We start from the raw sequence: 14493 nt of genomic DNA on the forward strand, positions 1-14493 counted from the left end.
ATGGCGTTGGAAGATTGGCTTGGCTTGGACCAACGGTTGCTGTTGTTGCTGAACGGGAGTGATTCATTGTTCTTCGACCATCTGATGGGCGGAATTACCAGTACAGTAGCTTGGATACCAGTGGCTGTCATACTGTTTTATGTGTTGGTCAAGAACAATTCCATGCGTGAGGTAGGGCTTATTGTGTTGTTTCTAGCCTTGTCCATCTTGTTGGCCGATCAGTTTTCTTCTTCTTTCTGTAAGCCCTACTTTGCCCGTTTCCGCCCCGCTCAGGATCCCATGCTAATGTATCTAGTTGATGTGGTGGATGGCTACCGGGGTGGACGCTACGGCTTTATATCCAGTCATGCCGCCAATACTTTTGCCGTATGTATCTTTTTGGCTTTGTTGGTTCGTAATGTTTGGATGACCTTTTCTTTGGTTTTATGGGCTGCGCTCTGTTCTTATTCCCGTATTTATCTGGGGGTACATTATCCGGGAGATATTCTGTTTGGAATGCTTTGGGGGGTATTGGTAGGTTTTTCTACTTATACGGTATGTGCTTATATTTTACGTAAGATGTCACCGGATAGGAATTTCATTTCTACTCAATATACTTCCACGGGTTATGCCGTGGAAGATTTGGATATTTTCCAAAGTGTGCTTTACCTCACTTATCTGGTATTGGCCATACGGGCGGTGGTTTTGTGATGCTAGAATGGTCTGATGTCCTTTTCTCATTTTCATGGAATAGATGATTTTTAACAATATAGGCTGATTTGTAGTAGTTACAATATTGTTTTTTGGATGACTTTTATATTGCAAAGTGTGAATATCGGAGCCTTTGTATTTATTCTTGGTTATGACTGTTTGGTTTTAGAGGGCTTTTTGACCGTAAATACTCCGTTTATATAAGCCTCTATTTTTATTGTTTATCTTTTTTCTTTAACTAAATTCCTCTTGTAAAACCACAGAACTGCCATTACCTTTGTGTCCCAATTTATCGGAAGAGTCCGAATAGACTTGGCTTGCACTAATTCTATCAATTAAAAATTAAACGAAAATGAATCAAATGATGCTATTAGCGGAAACCGAGATGAGAACAACACTTAACTATGGGCGTAAAAATTATGTGAGTCCTGAAGTCCGGGTCATGTCATTCGAAACAGAGATGATGATTGCCGGAAGTGATATGAATCCGGAACCTCCAAATCCGGGATATAACTCGGGACATAATCCGGATGATTTTTGGGACGCGTGGCGATGATGTTTTCAGTTGATTAGAAAGGATAGCGGAAAAGCACAAATAAATTCCAATATACTTTTTAAGATTAGGTTGTTTTTGGGATACAGTATTAAATTTAAAACAGAAGTTAGATGATAAAGAAACTTTTTTTAACCACTCAACTTTTATTTTGCTGTTTTGTTTTGCATAGCTATGCAAAAAGTGTGTATGTTTCGGATTCCGATAGGGACCTGAAACGACGCAATAAAATGGTAAAAGAGGCTGCTATGCTTCCGGATTCTGTGTTTGAGTATGTGAAGATGGAAGACTTGTTGGATGATGAGGTGTATATAAAGTTGGCACATGATGGATGGAGTCCTCAAGAGATCGTAACTATCATGAAGACGGCCTTAAAGGACCGTAAGGCTGCCAAAAGCAAATTCGGTTACGGATGGTATGCCAAGCAATGGCTACCTACTTACGGTATCATGCCAGGAGGAGATACGCTCTACCAATTCGTGGATACAACCTATAACGAGGCGATGCAGGCCAGTATAGCCCGTACTGTTCCAACTGATGTACTGAATCATACTTGGCCCAAAATCGTGTATACACCGGAAGACCGGAAAAAGGGCATTCGTAATGCGGCTTATTTCCGTACAGTGGAGCATAAACCGTCATCCGGACGTATGCATTGGGGTGTGGTACATCCCGAAGACCATGACAAACTATATGTCATCCCAGACGGAGCCGGTATATTTAAGACCGATGACGGTGGACTTAGTTGGTCGTGTATCACAGATAATATTCCAGTAAGGGCTCATCGCAGTACGGTCCGTCACTCTGCTATTCCTGTCGATCCTGATGATTGGAATCACTTGTTTGCTTTTTCCGATAACAGTACGGTGTATGAAACAACGGACGGAGGAGAGACTTGGCATCGCATAGAAGGTGCTACCCATAAAGGGTATAAACGTGGCTATGCATTCCGTGACAAGGGCGGAAACCTGAAATTCATTGGCGCACAGCAGCAAGGTGGTGTTGAGCATTGGGCTAGCAAATTGTGGATCAGTGAAGATACTTGTAAAACTTGGACAGAAGTAATTGTTCCGGATGAATTAAAGGATGTTCATCCCAATGGGGTAGGAAAGGGTGTATGGTTTCAATCTGTGGAGTTTGATCCCTCCAATCGGGATATGATTTACATTCCGGGGTCTCGGTCTATTTTCTATTTTGACGATGGGGCGAAAAGTACAATGGAAAATGGAAAGAGAAAATATAACATCAAGAAGATGAGTTTTGATGTGTATAATGAAAACCGGACGGAACTGCGTAATGACCCTTCCGACCCAGACAACAAGACCATATTTCCTTTAAGAGCCACTTCGCCGGGCAACATGGTAATCAGTACCATAAATCCGAATCAGATGTGGTTTGCAGCAGCAATCCGTAACGGAAATGCTACGGCACTCTATTATACCGAAGACAAGGGAAAAACTTGGATAACGCTTCAGGAACCCAGTGTTGGTATCGGTGGGGGTACTGTTTTTGGTAATGAGGCTCCTTGGAACTGGTTGGGAGGTTTCGGTGTAAACCTTCGTGAACCGAATTGGGTATACGGATGTACGATGAGTTCTGCTATTAGTTCTGATGGAGGAAAAAATTTCAATCAGTTTGCATGGTCAATCCGTTTGACGTCATTACAAGATGACGGCAAATATTATGCGGTAACTAATTCGCGTCACAATGCGGACAATCATTTCATTCTTTCTCATAAGAGTGGCCGGGTATTCAGAGGCTCGGATGGTGGTATGTTGATGAAAGATTTGGATGTGAACAATAACCAATGGACTAATATAGGAGGAAATATGGGACAGATGTTGTATTACAATATACGTGTCAATGAATTCGGTGACCAGTTGATGGTGGGTAATACACAGGATATCGACGTGCAGACATACCGCTACGGTCGATGGGGAAACTGGCGTGGTTATGAAGGTTCCGAATCCAGTGCCAATCCTTATACTAGCACATGCTATTTTTCTGGAGGTGGTGGTGGAGGTATTGAAAACATGCCTTTGAGTTCATGGAGTACAACCACTAATTACGCTGATGTACATACCGGTTCTTGGTATATGAGGCGTACGGGGACGGGAGCCGGAAACACATTTTACCGTATTGATGATATCGGCCGAAGCCTGACCAATCTTTTCGATAATGTCGGGGCTGATGTTGCGGATGTAACATTTGCACGCGATAAAGGATACACTACTATTTTTGTACGTACGACTGACAATATCTTAAAGAAATCCATAGACAGCGGAAACTCTTTTCAGTACATATTGTATAACGGTGAGCCGGCAAAGTTTAGCAATACCAGATTAGCGGCAGATCCCGATAACAGCGACATCTTGTATTTGGGACAGACAGGACAGGTTATGCGATTGTATGTCAACGAAAGTCGTTGGGAAAAAGTAGGAGAAGGGCTTCCCAATATAACTTGCGATCACTTATTTTTCCACGAAGGTAGTGGCGATCTATATTTTGTGAATCGTGCTAGTGCCGGAATCTATATTCTGGAAAACGGTTCAGATACCTGGCGTTTTTGGACCAAGGGATATAATAGTGGAAAATTCAGTGATATAGTCATGAATTATACCACACAGGAGATGGTACTGGCTGATTATGGTCGTGGCGTATGGGTAGCCGATTTGGAGCATCCTTCCGACCGTTTCTTTAAAAACGGATTTGCCTTAAAAGAAATCACCCATGTGGACGGCCGCCGTACTATCGGTATTGATACGAAATGGACCATTCCGTTGTATTACTATTATGAATGGACGGTAAATGGAGTGAAGGTAGATAATCCCTATCAGTATCTTACTCGGGCCTTACGTCCTGGAGATAAAGTACGGTTGAAACTCACGCTTAGAGAATCTCCCGATGTGTCTACCTTCTCGGCTGAATACATTGTGAAGGAAACATCGGATGTAAAACTGGAAAAGAAAGCCGGAAATGCGTTGTATTCAAATGGAAAGGGTAGAATAGATTTAGGATATGTAGATTATTTCTTCAATGACTTTACTGTAGACCTTTGGGTAAAACCGATGGGCAACGGAGTCTTGTTGGCCAACCGTCAGAAGGAATATGATAAAGGTGCAAAAGGTTGGTTGCTTTTTGTAGAAAACGGTACTTTGAAATTCAGATATTCTCCAAGCAACCAGTTTAACAAGCCGACCTATGAACCGGCTTCTGACGAGCAGAAAACTATCGAAGGGGGTAATTTGAATATGGGTGAGTGGGCTCATGTGGCGGTAACCGAGAAACGTGACGGTTCGATACGTCTGTATGTAAATGGTATTTTGACCGGTGAGGGAGAGCGATACCGTAGAGAGCATACGCTGAACAATTCCACTTACCTGTCGCTGTTTGCAGATGCTTTTGAGTATGCGCCTATTGAGGCTGCCGTAGATGAATTGAAGATATGGAACTACGAATTGAATGAAGAGGAAATCCGTCGTGAAATGTATTCCGTAAACACTGACAATCGTGACGGGTTGGTAGCTTACTATGCTTTCAATGGGGATAATCTGTCCGGAGACTTGGAAACATTTGTTGGATATCAGCCACGCGTGATGACGCGTGCGGAGGTTACTCACGAAAAAATGTCGCTTCCCATTAGTGCTCAACGAGCTGTTTACGGTGTATTGACCAATGGAGAGAAACTCTTTGAAGACCGTGGAGTCAATCTGTTGAAGATAGCCGTTAAAAATACGACATCGGATTATCAGATCGGTGTATATGCTTATAAAGCGGAACATTGGTTAGAAGATAAATCCAATTTGGATGCCCGGTATTACGAGGTAGAACCGACTGGATATATTTTCCGAAACTTTACTGTTGCCGAAGCAGATACTTTGGCGTTGGATTTCTATGCAGTCGAAGGTAAACCGTTTAATCCGAACAAGCGTTATCGTCTGTATTATTCGGAGGACGGCCGTAAGAATTATTGGAATCAGGTGGGAGATTTGACCTATAATGCAGCTACACAGACTTTGCAGGCAACGAATTTATCGATGCAGGAACTACAAGGCAAAAAAATGTTGGTCGTGTCTTTGAAGCCGGCTATCGAAATGACCGTTGAGGGAATTTCAAACAGAGGAGAGCTTATCGTATATTCCGAAGATCAACACACAGTCAAAGCTCATGCTTCTATTGTGGAAGGCCTGGCAGAACCGAATGGTGAGTATGAAATCGTATCGGATAATGACGTGTTGCAACCTCAAACTGGATTCTATTTTACGAAGGGTGAAGCTTCCTCCGAGCTTAAAATAAGACAGAATTTGGGGGCCTTCAATGATCGAAATCTGGTGACCTTAAAAGGCAAGAACGATGAAAAGATGATTCCAATGCCGATTGAGCTTGTCAACCGGATTACCTCGAAAGATTTGGGTAACTCGATGTGGGTAGAGAAAGGTGGAATTTTGGTGGGTTCGGCAGATAACTATGTTGCTTTGCATGAATCCAATACCGTGACCATAATGGGGTGGGTATATCTTGGTGACGTAGACATATTGTCCGGAACCAAACCACTCTTGTTTTTTCGCTCTTCAAATCCCTCTGTAGCAACAGGACTACACTTGCAAAACGGCAATGTACGCTGTCATTGGAATGAAGAATCCTGGAGTTGGAACCAATCTACTTCCCTCAACGTGACGAAAGAACAGGTAGGGCAATGGATTCATTTGGCATTGGTAGCCCGTCCCGATGGTATGGACTATTATTTGAACGGAATGAAATATTCTATAAAACGTAATATAAATAAAGGACGCGTACATTCCATGTTAATGTTAGGACAGAACCAAATGGGGAATACTTGGTTTACAGGAGCATTCGATCAGGTTGCTGTATGGAACCGTTCACTGACCCAGGAAGAAGTCTTAAGATATATGCAGGAAAGGGTGTTGCTGAATGATTCGGCATTGGTGGCTTATTTGACGATGGATGTAAGAGATGAAAACGGAGATTTGTGTGAAAGCGTACAGAACATGTCGCTGAAGCACTACGGTACTTTGACACAAAACTATCGTTCTACTGTGCCATTTAATCCGGAAAGCCGCCTGCATCTGAACCAAATGTCCGAAACTTCGGCCGTACAGTTGATTTATCCGGAAGGAAAGAACGTACAGGGAGAATGGAGTACATTCGACGGAACCTCTTACAACTATGTGGCAGCCGGAAGAAGACAATATGATTTGCCTCTGAGCAAAACACACTACACGTTGGTTTATGCAAACGATCCACAGTTGACAGCAACCGATCGGATTACTTTGCGCTACCGTCATGTTGGCATTATGGAACAGGATCATTTGGTGATGGCCATTCGCGCTTTGGGTTCGGAAAGTCCGTTTGAACATTTTGTGGAAGCACAGGCTGTAGAAAACGGCAAAGCAGAGTTCGTTGTCGAGGGAACGTTGCTGAACCGTGCTTCTGAAGTGATGTTCTTTGTATCTCCCGAATCCGGTAAACGTCCGGTAAAAGTGGAACTGGCTTTGGCCAATGGGATGTCCGGGCACAGAAACATCATGTTGGAGGAAACCGCCCAGGGGGTACCTTTGCAAGTGAAGGTACTAAGTGGAAATGCTGATGATGTGGTGATGTTGGAAGTAAAAGAAACGGCTTATGCCTCTTTGGACAAAGACAGCGTAGACATGCGTAATGCTGATAATCGCTTTACGATTATGATAGACCAATCGAAGTTGGATAAAATGGCTTTGAATCCGATAACTGTTCAGGCAGTCGGTGCGGAATCTGCTCCATTGGAGTTCAAGGTTTATCTTGAGCCTAAAGTTGAGCTGAAACTAAAAAACGGTAAGGACGAACATACTTTTGTAGCTACTGCATCTACGGCGGACTTAGAAGTGGAAGCCGAACTGCTTCAAGGCTACTTGGAAGAAGAAGTTCAGTTGGCAACGATTGCTGACGTAGACAATGCGATGAATATCGGAAACGGAACCTTGTTGTCGAACAGTTCGGTAACTATCGGCCACTTGGAGCATTATGAATCTCCTTACGGTAAGGCCCAGGAAGGATGGAATCTGATCGGTAATCCCTATTTGGCAGATATCAACATCACGAAACACCAGAATGTAATCTTTGACGAACACAAGGTGACTAAATTCGTTTATCAGTATAATAAGGAGTTGGACAACTATATCACATTCGATATGACGAACTATGATGAAGAACAGAAAATCATTCCGTTCCAGTCTTATTTTGTCCAGACATTGGCACCTGAGGCTGAGCTTACCGTGACTCCTGTGGCCAAAGAGGTAACGCTTAATCGTCGTACATTCGATTACTATACCGCAAACGAATATACTTCAGTACGTTTGAAACTTTACTCAGGAGATAAAGAGCAGGATCGTACGGACATTATTTGGGAAGAAAGTGCTTCGGCAGACTTTGTGGTGAATGAAGATGCTCCGAAATTCTGGAGTTTGTCAGCCACAGCCAATCAGTTGTTCTCTGTAGCCGGTAAATCGGCGGCTTCTGTAAATACGTTGCCGATGGACACAGAAGAAATCAAACTGGGCTTGAGAATCGGTACATCCGGCAAGTTGTCTCTTCGTTTGAGCCGGATAACCGGTTTTACAGAAGATGATGAAGTTGTCCTTAGGGATAAACATACGGGGGCAGAATGGAAGTTGGATGAGGATAACTCCTATGAGTTTGACATCGCGCAAACCGGAGATGTGAAAGACCGCTTCGTATTGAAGGTGAAACGTCACGGCACTTCGGTTGGCATTGAAGACAGGGTGGAATCTACTGGTTATAAAGTGTACGTTTCAGGAAACACCTGCATGATAGAAAATCTGCGTGGCAATGCCGACATTCAAATCTTCAATGTGCAAGGCCAACTTGTGGCACGCGAAAAAACGACTCAGCACAGCTTTTCGGTATCTTTGAAACCGGGAGTACATGTTGTAAAAATCAGTGAGAACGGAAAAGATTATGTGACTAAAATTATATTGAAATGATAAAGAATGAATTAATAGGCAAAATAGGATGTTTACTGGTGTTCGTATGGGCATCGGTAAGCCTCCATGCTCAATCCATAAAGCTCTTGGGGGTATATTCCAACGGAAATGCTGCCGGTCAGTTAAAAGCTAAGGTGGATTTGGCCGGTAAGCAAATCAAATCGGTCACTTCTTATACTTATCGGATGTCCGACGGTTTTGCTACGGTAGCTTCGGATTATGAATTGATAGAAGGTTCTTTCCTGACGGTGGATGTGGAGATGCAAACTGGAGACTATGCCTATCGCATGGAAGTGGTGTTGGACGACGACACCCGGTTGCTTACCGAGTGCGTGAACCAGGGCAATACGGAAGCCTTCATGTGGTTGGGAGACTATCAATGGACGGAGGCTACCACAGCCGTAGCCGGAACATTGCCTGGTGTGGACCGTTGCTTCGGTACGGACCTGAATTTGCAGACAAGCGATAAGACTTACTATAAAGGAGTTTCCAGTAAGGGTGGTCAAATCATCTATGACCTCCCGGAAGAGATGAACTTCCGTAAGTTTGATATGGTATTGGGGACACAGAATGGCAGCGGGAATCTTAAATTCATGTTCTATTGTAATGACGGAAAAAAGTTGGACTTCACTGTTAATTCAAATGCAATAAAGTCTATTTCTACGGCTGACTATCCCGCTTTTATTCCACGTTTGCCATTGACAAAAATCAGGTTAGACTTTACAAATAATTCAAATGCTATCGGCAACTACAATTTGGCCAGGCTGTATATGGAACGCCGCCCGTCGGACAAGTTGGAGCAACAGGTGGCGTTTACAAATACAGGAGGAACTGTCACGTATCCCATGCAAGTGGAACTAAAAGCCACAGCCACGTCGGGAGGCAAGATATATTACCGTATTATCAAAGGCCGTGAGGCTGCCGAACTGAAAGGTAACGTATTGACCTTTAAGGACGGACAATCTACTGATGTGGTTGTTGAAGCTACACAATACGGTAATGAGCAATATGCTTGTGCTACAAGCTTGCTGTCTTATGCAGTACGCACGAGGGAGAATATCTTTATCTCTTCTATGTTACCGGCATTGGAAAATAATTCGGGTACGGTATATTTATATGTTAATCCTCAGGCGAACAAGCTTTCGCAGTTGACTCTGAACATATATGATGATGTATATTTATTAAATGAATTGCAGCAACTTGATTTGTTGGCGATATGGAATGACACACCGTTTGTATCCGGAACAACCGGTAAGGTTCTGGCTGTTGCCGTTCCTGACTTAGAGATGAATCGTGTGTTCCGCATTACCTACGGTTACGAAGGGAGTGAGACGATACATAGTTCTTATTACGAAGGATTGAATATGTTTGATTATCTTTCGGATTTGTCTTATAGTACGCAGGGAACAGCACAAATAGACAAGGCTGTCAATGGTTCTATGCTCCAAATCACCACGCAAAAATATAAGAAAGGGTTTGGTATTCATGCGGTAGGTTCGGTGCAGATGACCTTGCCCGTGGGAATATACAATCGTTTTATCACAGATGTTGGTAAACAGTCGGGGCAGCCTTATGTCATGGAGTTTGCCTTGAACATGGATAACCGGCAGCTTACGACAACAGGTCCTGTCAATAACAGCAAGAAGACGACTTGGGATTATCCCTTGGATGACGTTTCCGTTTTACATATTGATGTATTATACGGTGGAGATGGGGCCGGAAACGACCATGGCTCAATAGGGGCGCCGAGGCTATACCGCACAGTTGTACAACGAAGGGAACAGACACTGAACTGGCAAAAAGAATTTCCGTTGACCCACAACAAGCCGTTCAAGTTGCCGATGAAGGCTACGGCCTCTTCGGGATTGGCACCGGTGTACCGCATTTTGAAGGGACAGGAGTTTGCTACGATAGAAAGCGGAAACATTTTGAACCTGCATACGATTCCCGAACATGCCGAGATTGTAGTCGAGGCGTTTCAACCCGGCGACAGGGAATGGCAACCTACAACAACTACTACTTGTACATTCCGCTTTTCCAAAGGCTTTGTGGTGCAGAAGGATGCTCGGGTAGAGTTGGAGGGCGGTCAGGTATTGGAAGAACTGATTGTCTACGGTGATGCTAGACAGATGGGGCAGGTGGTAGTGAAAAACGGTATTGTCCAGGTAAAAAAGTTCGTATTGAAATATACTTTCATACCCAAGGCTTGGAACTTCATCACTTTCCCTTCCGATTTGGATATAGACAAAATCAGCGACTTGAATGCCAGGGGGTATTATTTGAATAACAAAATGTCTGGCAGAGGAGCTTACTACATCCGCAGTTACGACACTCAGGTGCGTGCGGAAAATCCGTCCGGTTCGGTATGGAACAATTTGGAGACTCCGGAAGTGAAAGGGCTGAAAGGTTACATCATGGGTATCAACAATGCCCTGGGCATGGATCCGGTAGAGGTAACCTTTACGATGGACAACGTTTCGCTCGATTTCGAATCTTCGATTCGTCCGTTGAATCTTACGTTGGACCTTTCCAAGGTAGAGCCGGGCACTTGTCAGGATGTATATATAAGGCCTGTTAACGTGAAAGGAAACACTTTGAAGGTCAGTGTAGACTTCCAACCGGAGGATCTTTCGGCATTGCCTATCAATCATGCCAAAGCATTGGAGGGAATGCGTTTCACCTTTACTCCGGACAAACGTGGCATACGGCTGACACTTCCCGACCAGACACCGGCCAAGATTGCCATCTATAATAAAAAAGGAACCAAATTGATGAAAGCCGTTCGTTACGTATCGCCAATGGTATTGGATTTGAGCGGTTTGAAGCCAGGCACCTACCAAATGGTAATCAACTACGGAGATGCCACGGCAGTAAGGACGTTGGATTTTTAAGGATGGATATAATAAAGTAAGCAGGGTTTGTCGTTACGTCTTTCTATTCAAGACGTAACGACAATTTACATAACAGAATAACGATATGATGAACAAGATTTTTACAGGATTGCTTTTATGCCCAACCATTTATTTACACGCTGCGGAACCCGCTGATTCAACTTTCCGGTTGATGGAAGAGATTACAGTGGCGGCCAACCGCCAACAGGATGTGAAAATGAATGTGCCGCAACAGGTTTACGTATTATCCCGTAACCTGATAGAACGGGCCAATGCACAGACGGCCGCCGATTTGTTGACCACAGACGGTTTACTGACAGTGCAGAACAGTCAGCAGGGGGGTGGAAGCCCGATGATACGCGGTTTTGAAAGTTCGCGGGTGTTGCTTGTCATGGACAACGTGAAGATGAACAATCTCATTTATCGTGCCGGACATTTACAGAACATCATAACCGTGGACCCTTCTATACTGGAACGTGTGGAAGTGCTTTACGGTCCTTCTTCGGTCAGCTACGGTTCGGATGCTTTGGGGGGAGTTGTGGTTTTCCGTTCTAAAAATCCGGTTTTGGGCGATGGGGGGAAAACTTTGTTTTCCGGTAATGCCTTTATGCGTTACGGTAGTGCGAATCAAGAAACCACCGGTCATGTGGATTTCAATATCGGTGGCGAACGTTTTGCTTCATTGACTTCTTTATCCTATAGCAACTTCGGTGATTTACGGAGCGGACGACGCAAGAACCCCTTTCTAAAGGATGATGAATACATCAGCCGTCCTTATGAAGTGGTACGTGAAAATGGTGAAGACCTGTTAATCGGTAATTTCAAAGACTGGCATCAACCCGGTTCCGGATATATGCAGTACGACTTGATGCAGAAGTTCCTGTTCAAACCGGACGATAGATTCCGCCATTTGTTGAACTTCCAATTCTCGAATACGACGGACATTCCCCGTTACGATCGGTTGACGGATATGAAAAAAGACAAACCTAAATTTGCCGAATGGTATTATGGCCCTCAGTTCCGTTTGATGACAGCCTATACGATGGAGATAGCGGACTGGTTGTCGGCAGACAAAGTCGATTTTACGGTGGCCTACCAGAAAATCAAGGAAAGCCGTCATAACCGTAAGTTCGGTGAGGTTTGGTTGGGTAGCCGCAACGAGAATGTGGATGTGGTGTCATTGTCTTCCGATTGGATGAAACAGGTGGACAATCATCGTATCCATGCCGGAATAGACGGTGCATTGAACTTCCTTTCCTCTACGGCTCACAAAACGGACGTAGACACCGGTGAGCGTGCTGCATTGGATACGCGTTACCCCGACGGACAAAACTATATGCACAATATAGAGGCCTACGCGTCCCACCAATGGGAAATCACTCCGCGTCTGATCCTGAGCGACGGTATCCGCTTGGGATTCTCCATGTTGTATTCCTCGTTTGAGACCGCCGAATTTTTCCCATTCCTGAGTCAGAACGTGAAAGAAGTGAAACAGAACAATATGACTTACAGTTTCAGTTTGGGACTGAACTACAATCCGACCAAGGACTGGAAAATAGCTTTGGCACTTTCCACCGGTTATCGTGTGCCCAATATAGACGATGTGGGAAAGGTATTCGACTCGCAGCCGGGTATGGTGGTTGTGCCCAACCCGGATGTGCGCCCCGAAAAGACTATCAACGCCGACTTCAATGTGACTCGGTTCAAAAACGACCGTTTCCTTTGGGAAACTTCCGTGTTCGGAACCTATCTTTTCGATGCCATTACGCTAAAGCCGCATACGCTGAACGGAAATACCGAAATAGAATATGATGGCGAACTCAGCGAGATATATGCCAACCATAACAGCAGAAGGGCTTATGTTGTAGGTTCCACCACACGCCTGAAAGCCCGTTTCCTCGATATATTTATGGCAGACGCTTCGCTTACCTATACTTACGGTGATATTATCGACGGGGAGGATGAACGTATGCCCCTCGACCATATATCTCCGCTTTTCGGAAGGGTGGGCATGACTTTTCAGAGCAAAGACGACAAGGCCATTGTAGAGTTTTATTCCTTGTTTAACGGACGAAAGAAACTAGATCGTTATAACTTGAACGGGGAAGACAATATCGGTTACGCCACAGTGAAGGGAGAAGAGGGCAGAGGGCTTCCGGCATGGTTCACCCTGAATCTCAAAGCTTCTTATGTGTTCAACCCGAACCTGACGGTACAGGTTGGTATCGAAAACCTGTTGGATACGAAGTATCGCACTTTCGGTTCGGGAATCAATGCCATGGGACGTAATATCAATGTTACTTTACGCACGACATTCTGACAGACGAAATACCTGTTTTTATTCCAATTGAAAACGGAACTGTTTTTTTTGCAGCTCCGTTTTTTATTGAAGTGTGCACAATTCTTGGTTGTGAAACTCCATATCTGCCGTTGAATCATTGTCTTATGGCATAATGTTTCGTAAGGTTGTGTTTTTTGGGATGATAATTTACTTATGAATCAAGATGTCCCCCAAATGGTATTCGTCCATAAAACGGCTGCGGTCTACGGGACCGTTGATGCCCTCGATGCGTCCGTTGGCGGTGAACTGCCACATGACGAACCGGATGTCGTCCGTCAGTTCCGGAATATCTTCTGCGTACCGGGCTATCATGTATTTGTAGTCCGTGTATTTTCCGGCCAAATATTTGTTGTAGAAATTACTCGACGTGTAGATGATGGGACGGATGCCATAATGTTCTTCTACCATGTGGAGAAAACGGGTAAGCCTTTCGCAAAAGCGTTGCGCGCTACCTTTCCCTATGATTTCAACGTCGATGATAGGAATCAAATCTTGTTCGTCCAGGTTCACCGTGCTTGTGAAGTTCTTGAACTGGGTTTCCGGATCTACTGTGGGACTAAAGAAATGGTAGCAGCCGACTTTCAGGCCGGCCTTGCGTGCTTCGGTCAGGTTGTAACGATAGGTTACGTCGACCAAAGAGGCACCTTCTGTGGCTTTCAGGTATACGTAACTTACGTTTTTGTCAGTTTTCACCGTTTGCCAGTCTATATCTCCCTGATAGCGTGATACGTCTATGCCGTAACGATGTTCGTTCTTATTGATGCGGTGGCGGTAAGCTTCTTCTACCGGAGCAACGATGGGATGCGAATGGCTTGGAGTGGCCATCATGTCTGGTTCCACCATGGCCAAGACCACTTCCTCCTTGTCCGTTTGCTTATCCTTTTTACGACCGTGCATGGGGGTTACTGTCAGGCAACATAATATGATAGTAAGAAATGAAATGAAATTTCTCATGGAGCATGGATGTTATTTCGCAAAATTACATATTTTGCGGAGGAAATGCAAGCGTTTTCCGCT

Annotated in this window: 6 protein-coding genes; 5 read left to right on the forward strand and 1 reads right to left on the reverse strand. The window is 44.4% G+C overall.

Annotated elements, in window-relative coordinates:
- From AC5RDV_RS02045 to AC5RDV_RS02065, 5 genes are all read left to right on the forward strand, one after another.
- The gene (locus AC5RDV_RS02045; RefSeq protein ID WP_008624004.1) at positions 1–690 is read left to right on the forward strand and encodes a phosphatase PAP2 family protein; all 690 of its coding nucleotides are present in this window, start codon (positions 1–3) and stop codon (positions 688–690) included.
- A 385-nt stretch (positions 691–1075) separates the two neighbouring features.
- Entirely contained in the window at positions 1076–1246 is a 171-nt protein-coding gene (locus AC5RDV_RS02050; RefSeq protein ID WP_232038305.1) for a hypothetical protein, read from the forward strand.
- A 227-nt stretch (positions 1247–1473) separates the two neighbouring features.
- Positions 1474–8244, forward strand: a complete 6771-nt coding sequence (locus tag AC5RDV_RS02055) for a LamG-like jellyroll fold domain-containing protein (RefSeq protein ID WP_282747675.1) — start codon at positions 1474–1476, stop codon at positions 8242–8244.
- On the forward strand, positions 8241–11135 hold the full coding sequence (locus tag AC5RDV_RS02060; RefSeq protein ID WP_282747676.1) for an NPCBM/NEW2 domain-containing protein: 2895 nt from the start codon (positions 8241–8243) through the stop codon (positions 11133–11135). Before AC5RDV_RS02055 ends, AC5RDV_RS02060 begins: the two co-directional genes overlap by 4 nt.
- A gap of 85 nt (positions 11136–11220) precedes the next feature.
- Complete coding sequence (locus AC5RDV_RS02065) at positions 11221–13455, forward strand: TonB-dependent receptor plug domain-containing protein (RefSeq protein ID WP_282747677.1); 2235 nt, start codon at positions 11221–11223, stop codon at positions 13453–13455.
- 168 nt (positions 13456–13623) lie between these two features.
- Here the strand turns inward: AC5RDV_RS02065 and AC5RDV_RS02070 are convergent, their stop codons facing one another.
- A complete protein-coding gene (locus tag AC5RDV_RS02070) occupies positions 13624–14430 on the reverse strand; it encodes a glycoside hydrolase family 25 protein (RefSeq protein ID WP_232038307.1) in 807 nt (268 codons plus the stop codon).
- Between the last annotated feature and the right edge of the window lie 63 nt (positions 14431–14493).

Source organism: Paraprevotella sp. (assembly GCF_986071375.1).

Excerpts from the sequence above, each read along its gene's own strand:
- AC5RDV_RS02070 (WP_232038307.1), bottom strand. The coding sequence starts at position 14,430 with ATGAGAAATTTCATTTCATTTCTTACTATCATATTATGTTGCCTGACA.
- AC5RDV_RS02065 (WP_282747677.1), top strand. The coding sequence starts at position 11,221 with ATGATGAACAAGATTTTTACAGGATTGCTTTTATGCCCAACCATTTAT.
- AC5RDV_RS02050 (WP_232038305.1), top strand. The coding sequence starts at position 1,076 with ATGAGAACAACACTTAACTATGGGCGTAAAAATTATGTGAGTCCTGAA.
- AC5RDV_RS02045 (WP_008624004.1), top strand. The coding sequence starts at position 1 with ATGGCGTTGGAAGATTGGCTTGGCTTGGACCAACGGTTGCTGTTGTTG.
- AC5RDV_RS02055 (WP_282747675.1), top strand. The coding sequence starts at position 1,474 with ATGGTAAAAGAGGCTGCTATGCTTCCGGATTCTGTGTTTGAGTATGTG.
- AC5RDV_RS02060 (WP_282747676.1), top strand. The coding sequence starts at position 8,241 with ATGATAAAGAATGAATTAATAGGCAAAATAGGATGTTTACTGGTGTTC.